The organism is Pseudorhodoferax sp. Leaf274 (assembly GCF_001422445.1).
In the GTDB taxonomy this organism is placed as follows: domain Bacteria; phylum Pseudomonadota; class Gammaproteobacteria; order Burkholderiales; family Burkholderiaceae_C; genus Pseudorhodoferax.
Genome location: NZ_LMNA01000030.1, coordinates 691,664 through 707,975 on the forward strand (window position 1 = coordinate 691,664; position 16,312 = coordinate 707,975).

A 16,312-nucleotide genomic window follows, 5' to 3' on the forward strand; every position below is an offset into this window, starting at 1 on the left:
CGGCGCTGCGCTCACTCCGCTTCGATCCGGGCGCTCTTGACCACCTCGGCCCAGCCGGCCAGGTCGGCCTTGACCTTGGCGCCCAGCTGCGCCGGGTCCTGGAAGTCGGCCGTCGCGCCCTGCTCCTCGGCCTTCCTGCGGAACTCCGGGCTCTGCACCACCGCGCGCGCATCGGCGACGAGCTTGTCGACCACGGCCTTGGGCGTGGCGGCCGGCGCGAACAGCGCGAACCACGAGGTCGCGTCCACCTTGGGCAGGCCGGCTTCGGCCGTGGTCGGCACGTCGGGCAGGCTGGGCAGGCGCTGCTTGCCCGTGACCGCCAGCACGCGCAGCTTGCCGGCCTGGATGTGCGGCATGAAGGGCGGGGCCGTGCCGAAGGTCAGGTCCACCTGCCCTCCCAGAAGATCCTGCAGCGCCGGGCCCGTGCCCTTGTAGGGCACGTGGACCATCTTGACGCCGCCCTGCTGCTCCAGCATGGCGCCCGTCACATGCTGCAGCGAGCCGTTGCCCGACGAGGCGTAGTTGAGCTTGCCCGGGTTGGCCTTGGCATAGGAGATCAGCTCGGCCAGCGTCTTCACGGGCAGGCCCTCGCGCACCACGATGATCTGCGGCGCCGAGATCACGTTGGCCACCGGCTGGAAGTCGGCCTGCTCCCACTGGTGCACCCGGGTCAGGTGCGGAGAGATCACGTGGTAGCCCGAGTACTGCATGAGCAGCGTGTAGCCGTCGGCTGGCGCGCGCTTGACGATGCCGGCCGCGATGGCCCCATTGCCACCGCCCTTGTTGTCCACGATCACGGACTGGCCCAGCACCGGCGTGAGGGCCTGCGCCAGCATGCGCGCCGACAGGTCGGTCGTGCCGCCGGTGGCCGTGGGCACGACCATGGTGATGGGTTTGTGGGGATAGGCCTGTGCCAGCGCCGTGCCGGCGGTGAGGGTCAGCGCAGCCAGCGCGAGGAGCGAGCGACGAACGCAATGCATGGGGAACGGTCTCCTTGTCAACATTCAATCCACCTGGGCGCCGGTTTCCTTGACCACGCGCGCCCACTTGGGCAGGTCGGACTGCACCAGCGCCGCCAGCTGCTGGGCCGAGCCCTTGAACGGCTCGCAGCCCACGCCGGCGAGCTTGTCGACCGTCTCCTTCTGGTCCAGCGCGGCCGCCACGGCAGCCTGCAGCCGCGCGACGATGGGCGCGGGCGTGCCGGCCGGCGCGAACATGGCGTACCAGGGCGCCTGGCCGAAGCCCTTGAGCGTCTCGCCGATGGTGGGCACCTCGGGCAGCGCGGCCACGCGCTTCGCGTTGACCACGCCCAGCACCTTGAGCTTGCCGCTCTTCACGAGGCCGATGACCGAGGGCAGGCTCTGCACCGACAAGGGCACCTGGCCGCCCGCCACGTCGGTCGCCGCCGCGGCCGAGCCCTTGTAGGGCACGTGCTGCAGCTGGATGCCGGCGGCCTTCTGCAGCATTTCGCCGATCAGGTGGTTCAGCGTGCCGTTGCCGGCCGAGGCGATGCTGTACTTGCCCGGCGCGGCCTTGGCCAGCGCGATGAGTTCGGCCACGTTGTTGGCGGGGAAGGACGGGGTGGCCACCAGCGTGTAGCCGGCGGTGGCGATGGGCGCCACCGGCGTGAAGTCCTTGACCGGGTCGAAGCCCGGGCTCTTGTACAGCGCCGGGCCGATCACATGCGCACTGTCGGCCGTCACCAGCAGCGTGTAGCCATCGGGCTTGGCGCGCGCGGTGTTGGCCGTGGCCAGCGTGCCGCCGGCACCGGGTTTGTTGTCGACCAACACGCTCTGGCCCAGCTGCTCGGACAGGCGCTGCGCCAGCACGCGCGCGATGGCGTCGTTGGCGCCGCCGGCCGCCTGCGGCACGATCAGCGTGATGGGCTTGCTCGGGTAGGCGTCCGAAGCGTGCGCGCCGATCGCGCACAGCGCCAGGCCCGACAGCAGCAGCCGGCGGCTCAGGAAGGAAAGAGGCATGTTGGTCTCCTGGTGTTGTCAAAAACGTTCAGGCGCGTGCCAGGGCGCGGGCGCGTGTCGCCTCGAAGTCCGCCGGCACGGCGTGCAGGTCGAGCCGGCGGCCGGCCTTGACGATCTGGCCCGGCAGGTCGTGCCCGATCAGCGCGGGCAGGCGCTGGGCTGCCGCGATCAGCAGCGCCAGGTCCACGCCCGTGTCGTAGCCCATCAGTTGCAGCGCGTGCACGATCTCCTCGCTGCAGACGTTGCCAGACGCGCCGGGTGCGTAAGGGCAGCCACCCAGGCCGCCCAGCGAGGTGTCGTAGCACTGCACGTCCGCCGCGATGCCGGCCAGCACATTGGCCAGGCCCATGCCGCGCGTGTTGTGGAAGTGCAGCGTGAACAGCACGCCGGGCCAGCGCGCCCGCGCCTGCGCGGCCAATTGCCGCACCTGGGTGGGGTAGGCCATGCCCGTGGTGTCGCACAGCGTGATGCCGGCCACGCCCAGGTCGGCGAAGCGCTGCACCCAGCCGAACACGGCCTCGGGCGCCACATCGCCCTCCATCGGGCAGCCGAACACGCAGGACAGCGAGATGTTGACCGGCACGCCCGCCGCCTGCGCCGTGCCGATGACCTGGGCCAGCGCAGCGAAGGACTGTGCCTGTGTCATGCGCAGGTTGGCCAGGTTGTGCGTGGCGCTGGCCGACATGACCAGGTTCAACTCGTCGGTGCGGGCCTCGATGGCGCGCTCTGCCCCGCGCACGTTGGGCACCAGCGCGGTGTAGACCACGCCCGGCGCACGGGCGATCTCGCGCATCACGATCTCGGCATCGCGCAGCGCGGGGATGGCGCTGGGAGAAACGAAGGACGTGACCTCGATCTTCGACAGCCCCGCCGCCGACAGCACGTTCACCAACGCGATCTTGTCGGCGGTCGGCACGAAGGCCTGCTCCATCTGCAGGCCGTCGCGCATGCCGACCTCCTGGATGTGGATACGGCGGCCTGCGCCATGCCAGATGTCCTGAGGGCTCATGCAATCACTCCCTTGCTGCGCAGCAGCGCGATCTGCTCGACCGTCAGCCCGGCCTCGGCCAGCACCGCGTCGGTGTCGTCGCCCAGGCCTGGCGCGCTCGTGCGCACGCGGCCCGGCGTGGCCGACAGCTTGGGCACCACGCCCGGCACGGTGATGCGGTCGCCGCTGCGCGTGGTCTGCTCCAGCAGCATGCCGCGCGCGCGGTAGTGCGGGTCCTCCGCGATGTCGCGCGCGGTGTAGACCTTGCCGGCCGGTACGCGCGCCGCGCCCAACTGGTCCAGCACCAGCTGCACCGTGCGCCCGGCAGTCCAGGCGCCGATGGCTGCGTCGATCTCGGCGACGCGCGCCACGCGGCCCGCGTTGTCGGCCAGGTCGGGCGCCGTGGCCAGGTCGTCGCGGCCGATGGCGGCCATCAGGCGCTTGAAGATGCTGTCGCCGTTGCCGGCCACCAGCACCCAGCCGTCGGTGCAGGGGTAGGCATTGCTCGGCGCGATGCCGGGCAGCGCACTGCCAGCCGCCTCGCGCACGGCACCGAAGGCGCTGTACTCGGGGATCAGGCTCTCCATGCAATTGAACACGGCCTCGTGCAGGGCCACGTCGATGACCTGCCCCTGGCCGCCATTGACCTTGCGGTGGTACAGCGCCGTCAGCACGCCGATGGCGCCGTGCAGCGCGGCCAGGGTGTCGCCGATGGAGATGCCGCAGCGCACCGGCACGCGGCCCGGCTCGCCGGTCAGGTGGCGCAGCCCGCCCATGGCCTCGCCGACCACGCCGAAGCCGGGCATGTCGCGGTAGGGGCCGGTCTGGCCATAGCCCGAGATGCGCAGCATGACCAGGCCCGGGTTCAGGCGGTGCAGCTCCTCGGGCGACATGCCCCAGCCCTCCAGCGTGCCGGGGCGGAAGTTCTCGATCAGCACGTCGGCCTCGGCGATGAGCCTGCGCGCGATGTCCTGGCCTTCGGCCTGGCGCAGATCCAGCGCCAGCGAGCGCTTGTTGCGCGACTGCACCTGCCACCAGACGGACGTGCCGTTGCGCAGCATGCGCCAGTTGCGCAGCGGGTCGCCGCCGCCGGGCGCCTCGATCTTGACCACGTCGGCACCGAACTCGGCCAGTGTCTTGCCGCAGAAGGGGCCGGCGATCAGCTGCCCCATCTCGACCACGCGCACGCCGGCCAGCGCCAGCGGCGTCTGCGCATTCGTCTCCATCGATTCCTTCTCCTGCTGTTCCGGTGTCTGGACCGGCGCGCATCATCCGCCAAGCCCGCGCCGGCGCAAAACCCCGATGTGCGAAGCCGCCATCGCAATCCGGCATGGCGGCTACGATCGCGCCCCATGAAGCTGGACCCGGTCTCCTTGCGCCTGTTCGTCGCCGTGATGGAAGAAAGCGCCATTGCGCGGGCCGCTGCGCGCGAGCACATCGCCCCCTCGGCCGCGAGCCGGCGCCTGGCCGAACTGGAGCAGCAGCTGCGCGTGGAACTGTTCGCGCGCAGCAACCGCGGCATGCAGCCGACCGACGCCGCCTGGGCGCTGCTGAACCTGGCGCGCGGGGTGCTGCACGACCTGGACGGCATCGCGCTGCAGATGCGCGAGTACGGCAGCGGACTGCGCGGCCAGGTGCGGCTGGTGGCCAACATCTCGGCCATCACGCAGTTCCTGCCCGGCGAACTGCAGCGCTTCATGGCCAGGCACCCGGGCGTGCAGGTGCAGTTGCAGGAGCAGATCAGCACTGCCATCGCGCGCAGCGTGGCCGAGAACGCGGCCGACCTGGGCATCCTCAACGAGGGGCCTTACGGCGCCCACCTGCGGCTGCTGCCCTACCGCGAGGACGAGCTCGTGCTGGCCGTGCCGGCCGGCCATGCGCTGGCGCGACGCAAGTCGGTGCGGCTGGCCCAGGCACTGTCCTACGAGCTCGTGTCCACCCACCCGGGCAGCGCCATCCACCACCAGCTGCAGCGCGCGGCCGCCGAAGCCGGCCTGCCGCTCAAGCTGCGCATGCAGGTCTCGGGCTACGACGCGCTGTGCCTGATGGTCGCGGCCGGCATGGGCCTGGGCGTGCTGCCGCGCGGCAGTGCGCAGATCTACCAGAGCGCGCTGTCGATCCGGCTCGTGGCGCTCGACGAGGCCTGGGCCCGGCGCCGGCTGGTGCTGTGCCTGCGCGCGGACGAACAGCCCGCCGGCGCGGCGCGCTTGCTGGTCGAGCACCTGCAGGCCGGCGCGGGAGTGGTGCCATGAAGTGGGACATCCTGTGCCGCGTGATCGACAACCACGGCGACCTGGGCGTGTGCTGGCGGCTCGCGGCCGACCTGGCGCAGCGTGGCGAGCAGGTCCGCCTGTGGTGCGACGATGCCAGCGCACTGGCCTGGATGGCGCCGCAGGGCCAGGCGGGCATGCAGGTCCACCCCTGGCCCGACGCGGCCCCGCGCGACGGCCTGGGCGCGGTCGTCGTCGAGGCCTTCGGCTGCGAGCCGCCTGCGGCTTGGCTCGAAGCCTTCGGCCAAGGAGACCGGCCTCCCGTCTGGGTCAACCTGGAGTACCTGTCGGCCGAAGCCTATGTGGCGCGCTGCCACGCCCTGCCCTCGCCCTTGATGTCGGGGCCGGCGGCCGGCCGCACGCGCTGGTTCTACTACCCTGGCTTCACGCCCGGCACAGGCGGCCTGCTGCGCGAAGCGGACCTGCTGCGGCGCCAGGCGGACTTCGACGCGCAGGCCTGGCGCCGCCAGCAGGGCGTGGTGGACGACGGGCTCGTCGTCTCGCTGTTCTGCTACGAGCCTGCGGCGCTGCCGGCGCTGCTGCAGCGGGTCGCCGAGGCGGGCGGGCAGTTGCTGGTCACGCCCGGACGGGCGGCAGCTGCCGTGCGCGCCCTGCCCCTGCCGGCGGGCCTGCGCACGCACTGGCTGCCGCCACGGCCCCAGCCGGCATTCGACGCGCTGCTGTGGGGCTGCGACCTGAACGGCGTGCGCGGCGAGGATTCCCTGGTGCGCGCGCTGTGGGCCGGCCAGCCCTTCGTCTGGCAGATCTACCCGCAGGACGACGGCGCCCACCACGAGAAACTGCAGGCCTTCCTGGACTGGCTGCAGGCCCCGCCCTCGCTGCGCGCGTTCCATGCCGCATGGAACGGTCTGGCCGCGCCCGACCTGCCGCCACTGGTGCCCGCCTTGCTCGACGAATGGCGCGCCTGCGTACAGTCCGCCCGCCAAAGCCTGCTGGCACAGCCCGACCTCGTCGGCCAGTTGATCCCATTCGTCACCGAAAGGCGATAAAATCGCGGGCTTTGCGAAATTTCAAGAAGGAGTTTCGCAATGGAATTTCGCAATTTTCGACGCAGCCCACAGAGTTCAGGGTTGCGCCCCGGGGCCATATCGGGCCGGGCAACCAACCTCTCCGTAGAACGCTTATGAAGATCGCTCAAGAAATCCGCGCCGGCAACGTGATCATGCACGGCAAGGACCCGATGGTCGTGCTGAAGACCGAATACAGCCGCGGCGGACGCAACTCGGCCACCGTGCGCATGAAGCTCAAGAGCCTGATCGCCAACTTCGGTACCGAAGTGGTGTTCAAGGCCGACGACAAGATGGACCAGATCGTGCTGGACAAGAAGGACTGCACGTACTCCTACTTTGCCGACCCGATGTATGTGTGCATGGACACCGAGTACAACCAGTACGAAGTCGAAGCCGAGAACATGGGCGACGCGCTGAACTACCTGGAAGACGGCATGCCGCTGGAAGTGGTGTTCTACGACGGCAAGGCCATCTCGGTCGAACTGCCCACCAGCGTCGAGCGCGAAATCACCTGGACCGAGCCGGCCGTCAAGGGCGACACCTCGGGCAAGGTGCTCAAGCCCGCCAAGATCTCCACCGGCTTCGAAGTGCCGGTGCCGCTCTTCGTCTCGCAAGGCGACAAGATCGAAATCGACACCCGCACGGGCGAGTACCGCAAACGCGTCTGAGCCGGCCGGCTCTCCCCAACAAGAAAAGCGCCCGCGGGCGCTTTTTTGTTGCCTGCGCCAATCGGCGCAGGCTTGTGCGGCAACGCTCAGCGCTTGAGCAGCACCTTCAGCACGTTCTGCATGCGCCGCGCGGTGCCGGCCTCGTAGGGGCTGGCCAACACCTTGGCCGCGTCCTGGGCCCAGGTTTCCGCGGGCGACGGATCGTTGCGACGCGTCAGCAACTGCAGCTGCAGCATGCGGCGGGCCGACACCTGGTCGGCCGGCGTCGGTGCGTCGGCCGCGATCTCCATGCGCAGCAGGGCTTCGCGGGCGGCATTCGCATCGCCGGCCGGCGCCGAGATGCTCTGCACCCACTGGCCGCGCACGGCCGGCGTCACGCCGTGGCCGAGCGCCTGGGCGGTCGGCACCTGGTCGGCAGCGCGCTGTTCCCAGGCGCCGAGCAGGCCGGTCAGCACCTCGCCGTGGGCCTGGGCCGCCAGCTTGCGCAGCGCAGCCTGGGCGTGCTCCAGCGCCTCGCGCTGGGCCCGGAAGGCGGTGTCGCCCAGACGTGGACCGCGTTCGGGACGCGGGCCGCGGTCGTCGCGGCGCGGGTCGAAGCGTTGGTCGCCAGGGCGGCCACGGCTGCCGTCACGGCCACCATCGCGGTCGCCGAAGCGGCCACGCGCCGCGGGCGCGGGCTGCGCACGCTGCATGCCGGGACGGTCGTCGCCACGCATGGCGACGACGGGTTTGCGCGGCGCGGGGGCCGGTGTGGGCGCAGGTGCAGGTGCAGCCCCGTCAGCGGCGGGTGCATCCGCATCGGCGGCAGGGGCGTCCCCAGCCTCGGGAGATGGCGCCGGAGCAGCAGCGGCCGCATCGGCAGGGGCGGCTGCAGCAGCCTGCGCAGGCGCCGCCGCGGCAGCAGCCTGCGCTGCCGCCTGGCCACGCGTGGCAGCTTCCAGCGCGGCGATGGCGCCGCGGATCTTCTGGGCGTCGCCCGTGGCGTTGGCGGCCTCCAGCGCGCGCGATGCATCCAGCACGGCACGGTCGACTTCGCTCAGCGCGGCGGCGGACTTCTCGCGCTCCTGCGTCTTGCGCTGGAAGGCTTCGTCCAGCGGCTTGCGGAAGGCGTCCCAGAGCTTCTGCTCGAACTTGCGCTCCAGCGGCACGCTCTGCGCTTCGGACTGCCAGCGCTGCTGCAGCGCCTTGACGGCGTCGATGCGCAGCTGCGGCGCTGCGCCCAGTTGCTTGGCCTCTTCGATCAGGCCATGGCGGCGTTCCACACTGGCCTTCTGCGCCTGCTCGAGCGGTGCGGCGGCTTCGCGCAGCGCCTGCTTCCACTGGTTCTGCAGCTCGACGAACGCCTTCTCGCCCAGGTGGCCGGCATCGCGCCAGCGGTTCTCGAACTGGTGCAGGCCGCGCGACAGGTCCTTGAGGTCGGTGCTGGCCGCGTGCGCCGCACCCCAGGCCTTGAGCTCTTCCAGCAGGGCCAGGCGCTGGGCCTTGTGCTCGGCGGCTTCGGTCTTGCGCTTGTCCAGCCAGTCCTCGACGACCTTGTGGGCCGCATTGCAGGCCTCGTCGAAGCGCTTCCACAGCGCGTGGTTGGCGGGGCCGCCCTGGTCGGTCTGCTTCCATTGCTCGCGCATCTGGCGCAGGGTTTCCTGCATCTTGCGGCCGCCCAGCGCATGGCCCTCGGGCCGCTTGAGCAGGCCTTCGGCCTTGATCACGAGCTCTTCGCGCAACTGATCGGCGCGCCAGCGCTGCCAGCCTTCGAGTTCACCGGCCGACACCAGCGCGGTGTGGACCTCGGCCTCGAGCTTGTCGCCGACATGGCGGCCATGGTCCTTGAGCACGGCACGCAGCGCGGTCGCAGCCGCACTGCTGGCCTTGCCATGGCCTTCGGCCACTTCTTGCTGCAGCTTGGCCAGGGCCTCGTTGACGCGCGCCTCGGCCTGCTCGCGCAGGGCCGGGTCGACGGCGGGCCGCGCCGGCTTGGGCGCCGCAACCGGTGCGGCCACGGGCTCGAGCACTTCGCCACGCGCCAGTCGCAGGGCATCGGCCCAGACGCGCACAGGCGGCAGCGGTGCCTCGGCGTTCTCGGAGGCCACGCGGGCCTGCTCCAGCGAGGCCTGGAAGGCGTCCCAGACCACCAGCAGCTGGGCCTTGGAAGCGTCCAGCAGCGGCGGGAACTTGCCGTCCACACTGGCCCAGTTGGCATCCTGCGCCAGCGTGTCGGCCTGTTGCTGCCAGGCGGCAACGTCGGTGCGCAGCGCTTCCAGCGCGGCCTGGGCATCCTGCCAGGGCTTGGTGGACAGCACCTCGATGCGCTGGGCCAGGAGCACGGCGGCCTCGCGCTGCACCTGCACGCGGTGCTGCAGGTCCTCGATGCCGCGCACGCGCTCGGCCAGCTGCGTCTTGAGCGCGGACAGGGGTTCCTTGGACAGCGGAGCGCCGGCCTTGGCGGCGTCGCGCTGCCAGGCCATGGCGTCGGCGATGTTCAGGCGCGGCAGCTCGAGCAGGGCCTGGGCCTTGGCGGCCCATTCGGCCGCAATGGCTTCCTGGCCACGTGCACGCTTGATCTCGTCGAGCTTCTCGCGCAGCGGCTTGGCGGCGCCACGGTCGCGCACGCTGAGTTCCTGGAACACCTGCTGGATCAGCTCGGCGTCCGGGTTGCCGGCCAGCCAGTCGCGGATGCGCGCGGCGCGCTCACCAGAGGTCGGCGCGGTGAAGGCGCCCCCGGTCAGCGCGTCCAGCGCCTGGGAGTCATGGGATTTGGAAGGAGTCGTTGTCACCACGGGTGTTCTGCGAAAAGAAGCGGCCGCCTCGGCGAACGGGCGGCCGCAGGATCCATAGGGGGCACACCGGTCGGCGCGCCAAGCCCGCCATTTTCGCTGCTTTTGCGCCGGTGGCCGAGCTTCAGGGTTTCACGGGGTCGCCAGCTCCAGTTCCGCGCGCGGCGCCCAGTCCTTTTCGGACGCCACGGTGCGCGGCGCGCCGAGGAACAGGCGCTCCAGCGGAACCTGCTGCGCGGCCAGGTAGTCACGCACGGCCACGCTGCGCTGCACGGCCAGGTTGCGCACGGATTCGTCCGACACCTGCATGTCTGCCAGCAGCAGCGCCTCCATCTCCGGCACGGGCAACTCCTTGGCCACGCCCAGCGCGCTGCGCGGCTTGTCGGCCAGTTCGGCGCGGGCGTAGAGCGATTTCAGCAGGCTCGGGTACTCCTCGGCGCCGACCTCGGTCGGTGGCGCGCCGACGCCCTGCGCGGGCAAGGGCTGGCCCGCGGCCACGACCTCGCGGCGCTTTTCGGCCTGCACCATGCGCCCCAGCCGCGCGCGCTTGAGGGCTTCGCGCTCCGCCTGCGGACTGGCGGTGCCGATCACCGAGAGCTTGAGCCCCGGCCGGTCGGTCAGCGCACGGGCGACCTTGTCGAGCTGCTGCTCGGCCGCCTTGTCGAGCGCGGCGACACCAGGGGCGAAGTCCACCTTGCCGAGCTCCTCGCCGCCGCCTCCGAAGGCGCTGGCCAGCAGGCTGAACGGCGCCGTCACCGCCTTGAGGATGAGGTTGCCGAGGATCTTCAGGATCACCGGACCGATGCTGAACTGCGGGTCGTTCAGAGAGCCCTGGATCGGCAGGTTCAGGTCGATCACGCCGTGCCGATCGGCCAGCAGGGCTGCGGCCAGGCGCACGGGCAGGCTGGCCGGCGCGCCAGGCACCGGGTCGCCGAAGGTCAGCTGGTTCAGCACCAGGCTGTTGCTCGCCGTCAGCTGGCCGTTGGGCAGCACCTCGTAGTGCAGGTCCACGCTCAGCTTGCCGCGCTGGATGCCGTGGCCGGCGTATTTGACGGAGTACGGCGACAGCGGCGGCAGTTCCAGGTCGCGCACCTTGGCGCGGATGTCCAGCGCGAGTGGCTTGGCCAGGGGGTTGAGCTTGCCCTCGATCTCCAACGAGGCCGTGCCCTCGGCGCGGCCGCGCAGCGTGAGGTCGGCCATGGCCGGCTGGCCGCCCGCCGCGCCGGCAGAATCGAAGGCACTGAGCCGGCCCTGCAGCTCGGTCAGGTTGGCGGTGTAGTTGGGCTTGACGAAGCGGTCGGAGAACAGCACGCGGCCGCCCTGCACCTGGATCGGCCCGAAGCGGATGTTGGGCGACGGTCCCGGCGGCGCTGCGTTGGCCGTGGCCTGCTCCGGCGCGGCCTTGACCAGGTCCTGCAGGTTGATGCGGCCGGCCTCGTCGACGATGACGCGCGCATAGAAGTCGCCGAGGGCGGTCTCGTTGACAGCCAGCGTGAGCGCCGCGCCAGGCGCCATCTCCAGCGCCAGGCCACGCAGGCGCAGGGTGTTCCAGGTCAACAGGTCGCGCCCGATGGCGGCCTGCGCGGTGCCGCCGGCGCCTTGCTGGGCGCGCAGGTCGTCGATGCCCAGGTCGCCCGCCACGCGCAAGGCCGGGCCGCCGCGCTGCGCCGCATAGCGCAGGCTGCCCTTGAAGCTGGTGTCTGCGCGTTGCAGCCGCACGTTGAGTGCGTCGCCGAAGTAGGGTTCCAGCGCATGCAGCGGCAGTTGCTGCAAGTCGAGGTCGGCCTGCAGCTCCATGGGTTCCAGCGCCAACTGGCCGCGCAGCGACAAGCGGCCGGGCGTGGTCTTGCCGGCGGCGACGGCCGCCGACAGCTCGACGGGCACCGGGCGGTCGCGCCGGTCGAGCTGCAGGGGGCCGGTCCGCAGCCTGAGCGCGGAAATGGCCAATGCGACCGGCCTGACGGTCGATGCGTCGGCATAAGCCAGTGCACCCTCGTCCAGTTCCAAGGCACGCAGGCCCACGCGCCACGGGGCGGCCACCGGCGCCGGTGCGGGTTCGGAACGCGCCGGTACCAGCCAGTCTTCGAACATCCAGCGCCCCTGGGCATCGCGCGCCAGCGCCAGGCGCGGCCGGTCCACCTGCACGCGGCCGATGTCCACCGACCGGTTGACGACGTCGACGCGGGCGTCGCGCACTTCCAGCTTGCGGATCTCGGTGGGTTCGGCCGTGGCCAGCGCCAGTTGCGCGACGCTCAGTTGCTCGACATGGAGCATCAGGCTGCCCTCGGCCTTCCAAGCCAGCGCCAGGCGCGCCGACAGGTCGCCCTTGAGGCGGGGTCGGAGCGCGGCGGCCAGGTAGGGCGCGCCCAGTTCCAGCGGCGCGTTGTCCAGGGTGGCCTGCAGATCGGCGGCCTGGTCTGTGGCGCTGCCTTCGAAGCGGAGCGTGGCCGAGCCGCCGATCCGGGCCGAGCCCTGCAGGCGCAAGGGTTGCGCGAAGGGATAGGCCATGTATTGCAGCGCCAGCGTGAGCTGCGCCACCGACAGTTCGGCAGGCGGCCCGCCGGGCGCCGCCAGTTGGTCGCGCCAGGCGATGCTTCCGCCTTGCAGCGAAGCCTTGTCCAACACCACCGACCAGGCGGGCGCCGGTGCCACGGGCTCGGCGACCGGTGCGGCCCCTGCGGTGGCCGTGGTAGCGGGCAACAGGTTCAAGCGACCTGCGCCATCGCGCTCGACGCGCAGCCGCGGCGCATCGACCTCGAGCGAAGCCAGCCGAAGGACGCGCTGCAGCGGGCGCAACTCCGCCACATCCAGCGCGATGCGCTCGACCTGCAGCAGCTCGCCGCCGCTGGCGTCCTGCAGTTGCAGGCCATGCAGGCCCAACTGGCCCCTGAGGACCACCGAGGCCGCCGGTGTCTGCTCGAACTCCAGTGCCAGGTCGGCCTCCAGCACCCCGGCCTGCAGCTTCACGGGCAACCCCTGAGGCCAGTAGGCCAGGTAGGGTTGCACGTCCAGGCCACGGATGGCGAAGTGCGCCGCCGTCTTGCGCGAGTCCAGGAAAGGCGTGCTCTGTGCGGACGAGTCGAACGCGCTGCCGTTGATCTTGAAGGCCAGCCGCGGCTGGGTCTGGACCTCACGGTCGGCCGGCAGGTTGCTCAGGAAGGGCAAGCCGAGCTGCAGCGCGCTCAAGCTGTGCAGGCGGCCCACCACGTCGTCCTGGAAGTTGACTGCGCCATCCGTCAGCGCCACGTTGTAGAGCGCGAACTTCGGCGGCGCTCCGGGCGGCTTGTCCGAAGGCGCCGAAAGGCGCGCCAGGATGTCGTCGATGTCGTAATGCCCTGGCGACTGCTGGCGCAGTTGCAGCCGCGGCTGGCTCACTTGCAGCGCGTCGAGCACGGGCGCCAGCCGCCAGACCGAAGCAAGCGCTGCGTTGGCGTAGACCTGGGCGATGTGCAACTGGTCCGCTGCGCCGTCCTGGGTGCGGATGGCCACGTCCTGCAAGGTCAGCTCCAGGCTCCACGGGCGGAACTCCACCTTGCCGATATGAGCGCTGCGGCCCAGCGCCTCGCCGATGGCGCGCTCGGCCTGCGGCTTCAGCAGCCACGGCACCCACAGCATGCCGGCGCTCCAGAAGAAGGCCGCCCCCAGGAGCACCAGGGCCAGGCGTTGCAGCCGGATGGGAAGACGGGAACGGAGCGCTGCGAACATGCCGGCATCCTACTGCGCCGGCCCCAACGAGAAAGCCCGGCGCCAAGGTCATCCTGGACGCCGGGCCGGGCAGCGGACTCATCGTCTTTCGCCACCGTTTTCGCAGGCTGGAGGTCAATGTCCTGCCATGCGGTGAAGGCAAGGTATTGCCTCCAGGGGGTTCCGGGGCTGCAGCCCTTGGCACGAGTGCCGCAGAACCGCTCCTACCGGTTGAATGCTCGCTGTCAGGCAAGCGCTTTCACTCTAGTCGCGCAGTCCAGCTCTGGCAAAGCGGCCGTTTCAATGACAAAAGTGTCTGCCATTGATGTACTTGTGTTGACACAAACCGCCTATCGCACCCACTTTCAAAATTTCCATGAAGAATAACGAATTGAACTCATATGCTTGACTTGTTATTAAAGCCACTTCTAGAATCCGCCAGCCCCAACAGGGGCCCCTGGGGTTTTCCCGTAGTGCCTACAAGGCCAAGAGTCGCTTCCTTCTGCAGGAACGCCGCGATTCCGGACATGGACCCCGTCCGATCGACAAGCCTTCCGCCCAGCCCCGCGCCGTGGCGGCGGGCTTCTGAGAGAAGGAAGGCTATGGAGCTTTTACAGAACATCGCGCAGGGACTGAGGACGTTTGCGTCCGACGTCGCCCAAGGGTTCTTCGAGATCACGCACAACGGCTTTGCCCTGCTGGGCCTGGTCGTCGTGGTGTGTGCAGGCACCGCACTGGCACGGCCCGACCTGCGCCAGTCCGCAGAGGTCGAGTTGATGGGCTGGCTGCAGGAGCGCCACATCGCCACGACCGAAGCCGCCTGGCAGCCGTCCGAACCCGGCGCGATCGAACGGGCCACGGCCACCAATCCGGCAGAGTTGCCCAAGCAGCAAGCTGCGGTGGCGTTCTGGCTCAGCAAGAAGTACCGTGTCGCGCCCGAGCCCTTGGGCGCGCTGGTCGCAGAAGCCTACGATGTGGGCCGTCAGACCAAGCTCGACCCGACGCTGATCCTGGCCATCATGGCGGTCGAGTCCGGCTTCAACCCGTTTGCACAGAGCACCGTGGGCGCCCAGGGCCTCATGCAGGTCATGACGCGGGTGCACACCTCCAAATATGAACGCTTCGGCGGGGCCCTCGCAGCCTTCGACCCCGTGACGAACCTGAAGGTCGGTGTCAAGGTGCTGCAGGAGTGCATCGCCCGTGCCGGGTCCGTCGAGGGTGGCCTGCGGCACTACGTCGGTGACGGGCTCGGCGAACAGGGCCAAAACTACGCAATGAAGGTCCTGGCCGAACATGCCCGGCTGTTCCAGGTCGCGACCGGCCGTGCCTTGCCACCGCCCGAACCGCGCGCGATCCCGGCCGCTGCGCCTGCCGAGGGACCGCAGATCGCGCCTGTGCAGACCAAGGCCGACGACACGCTGCTGTCGCTGTCTCAGAGCGCTTCCTGATGCGGTCGGCCGGGCCGATGGCTCGGCTACACTAGCGCCCGTACGCAACTGGCGATAGGCAACGGTCAAGCGCAGACCGCATGCTGACGTGGAACCGCCGGACTTTCATTAGCTCCTCGACAACCACTGGGAAGCGTACCGCAGGATCCTCGTGATCCCTCGCGTTCCGCCGTTCGCCTGGGCAGCCCTTGTACTGATACAAGGCCATACCTCTGAGGACTGCCATGTACGACCGCAACATCCTGATCGAACAAACCGACCCCGAGCTGTACGCCGCCATCCTGGCCGAGAACCGCCGCCAGGAAGACCACATCGAGCTGATCGCCAGCGAGAACTACGCCTCGCCTGCGGTCATGGCCGCACAAGGCTCACAGTTGACGAACAAGTACGCCGAGGGCTATCCCGGCCGCCGCTACTACGGCGGTTGCGAGTATGTGGATGTGGCAGAGCAATTGGCCATCGACCGGGTCAAGCAACTGTTCGGCGCGGACGCCGCCAACGTGCAGCCGCACTGCGGCGCCTCGGCCAACCAGGCCGTGTTCCTGGCGTTCCTCAAGCCCGGCGACACCATCATGGGCATGAGCCTTGCCGAAGGCGGCCACCTGACCCATGGCATGGCGCTCAACATGAGCGGCAAGTGGTTCAACGTGGTCAGCTATGGCCTGAACGCCAGGGAAGAGATCGACTACGACGCGATGGAGCGCCGCGCGCACGAGACCAAGCCCAAACTCATCATTGCCGGGGCTTCCGCCTACAGCCTGCACATCGACTTCGCGCGATTCGCCAAGGTGGCGCGCGACGTGGGCGCGATCTTCATGGTGGACATGGCGCACTACGCCGGCCTGATCGCCGCAGGCGTCTATCCCAACCCTGTTCCGCATGCCGACGTGGTGACTTCCACGACGCACAAGAGCCTGCGCGGCCCGCGCGGCGGCATCATCCTGATGAAGTCCGGGCACGAGAAGGCGATCAACAGCGCCGTGTTCCCGGGCCTGCAGGGCGGTCCGCTGATGCACGTGATTGCCGCGAAGGCGATTGCTTTCAAGGAAGCCCACGCTCCGGAATTCAAGGCCTACCAGCAACGCGTTCTGGACAACGCCCGCGTGGTCGCCGAGACGCTGACCTCGCGTGGCCTGCGCATCGTCAGCGGCGGCACGCAGAGCCATGTGATGCTCGTCGACCTGCGCGCCAAGGGCATCACCGGCAAGGAAGCCGAGGCCGTGCTGGGCGCCGCCCACATGACCATCAACAAGAACGCCATTCCCAACGACCCGGAAAAGCCGATGGTCACGAGTGGCGTCCGCGTCGGTACGCCTGCCATGACCACGCGCGGCTTCGGTACGAACGAAGCCCATGCCACGGCACACCTCATCGCCGATGTGCTGGACAACCCGCGCGACGAAGCCAACCTGGCCCAGGTGCGGAGCAAGGTTGCCGCTTTGACACAGCGCTTTCCGGTCTACCGCTGAGCAC

General features: G+C 69.9%; 11 protein-coding genes and 1 riboswitch. Of the genes, 5 read left to right on the forward strand and 6 right to left on the reverse strand.

Features of this window, described 5'->3' with window-relative positions; translation table 11 throughout:
* Window positions 1–11: 11 nt before the first annotated feature.
* From ASF44_RS29950 to ASF44_RS29965, 4 genes are read right to left on the reverse strand one after another with little or no spacing between them, the layout of a single operon-like run.
* Complete coding sequence (locus ASF44_RS29950) at window positions 12–980, reverse strand: tripartite tricarboxylate transporter substrate binding protein (protein ID WP_056902890.1); 969 nt, start codon at window positions 978–980, stop codon at window positions 12–14.
* 24 nt (window positions 981–1,004) lie between these two features.
* Window positions 1,005–1,979, reverse strand: a complete 975-nt coding sequence (locus ASF44_RS29955; RefSeq protein WP_056902891.1) for a tripartite tricarboxylate transporter substrate binding protein — start codon at window positions 1,977–1,979, stop codon at window positions 1,005–1,007.
* 28 nt (window positions 1,980–2,007) lie between these two features.
* Complete coding sequence (locus ASF44_RS29960) at window positions 2,008–2,988, reverse strand: hydroxymethylglutaryl-CoA lyase (protein WP_056902892.1); 981 nt, start codon at window positions 2,986–2,988, stop codon at window positions 2,008–2,010.
* On the reverse strand, window positions 2,985–4,193 hold the full coding sequence (locus ASF44_RS29965; protein WP_056902893.1) for a CaiB/BaiF CoA-transferase family protein: 1,209 nt from the start codon (window positions 4,191–4,193) through the stop codon (window positions 2,985–2,987). The genes ASF44_RS29960 and ASF44_RS29965 overlap by 4 nt, the downstream gene beginning before the upstream one ends.
* A gap of 126 nt (window positions 4,194–4,319) precedes the next feature.
* Here ASF44_RS29965 and ASF44_RS29970 point away from each other — a divergent pair, with 126 nt between their 5' ends.
* The 3 genes from ASF44_RS29970 (at window position 4,320) to efp (ending at window position 6,936) form a co-directional block, all read left to right on the forward strand.
* Complete coding sequence (locus tag ASF44_RS29970; protein WP_056902894.1) at window positions 4,320–5,219, forward strand: LysR family transcriptional regulator; 900 nt, start codon at window positions 4,320–4,322, stop codon at window positions 5,217–5,219.
* Window positions 5,216–6,247 carry an elongation factor P maturation arginine rhamnosyltransferase EarP gene (gene earP / locus ASF44_RS29975; RefSeq protein WP_056902895.1) on the forward strand — a complete coding sequence of 344 codons (1,032 nt, stop codon included), beginning with the start codon at window positions 5,216–5,218 and terminating at the stop codon, window positions 6,245–6,247. Before ASF44_RS29970 ends, earP begins: the two co-directional genes overlap by 4 nt.
* A gap of 134 nt (window positions 6,248–6,381) precedes the next feature.
* Window positions 6,382–6,936, forward strand: coding sequence for an elongation factor P (gene efp / locus ASF44_RS29980; RefSeq protein ID WP_056902896.1), 555 nt, complete (start codon window positions 6,382–6,384; stop codon window positions 6,934–6,936).
* A gap of 86 nt (window positions 6,937–7,022) precedes the next feature.
* On the opposite strand, the gene ASF44_RS29985 is transcribed toward efp, so the two are convergent.
* On the reverse strand, window positions 7,023–9,707 hold the full coding sequence (locus tag ASF44_RS29985; protein ID WP_056903078.1) for a DUF349 domain-containing protein: 2,685 nt from the start codon (window positions 9,705–9,707) through the stop codon (window positions 7,023–7,025).
* A gap of 132 nt (window positions 9,708–9,839) precedes the next feature.
* Window positions 9,840–13,412, reverse strand: coding sequence for a DUF748 domain-containing protein (locus ASF44_RS29990; protein ID WP_056902897.1), 3,573 nt, complete (start codon window positions 13,410–13,412; stop codon window positions 9,840–9,842).
* A 581-nt stretch (window positions 13,413–13,993) separates the two neighbouring features.
* On the opposite strand from ASF44_RS29990, the gene ASF44_RS29995 reads away from it, so the two are divergent.
* Together ASF44_RS29995 and glyA are read left to right on the forward strand one after the other, a co-directional pair.
* On the forward strand, window positions 13,994–14,839 hold the full coding sequence (locus tag ASF44_RS29995) for a lytic transglycosylase domain-containing protein (protein ID WP_056902898.1): 846 nt from the start codon (window positions 13,994–13,996) through the stop codon (window positions 14,837–14,839).
* A 34-nt stretch (window positions 14,840–14,873) separates the two neighbouring features.
* Window positions 14,874–15,029: riboswitch (ZMP/ZTP riboswitch) on the forward strand.
* Between the two features lie 34 nt (window positions 15,030–15,063).
* Window positions 15,064–16,308, forward strand: a complete 1,245-nt coding sequence (glyA, locus tag ASF44_RS30000) for a serine hydroxymethyltransferase (protein WP_056902899.1) — start codon at window positions 15,064–15,066, stop codon at window positions 16,306–16,308.
* The last annotated feature ends 4 nt before the right edge of the window (window positions 16,309–16,312 follow it).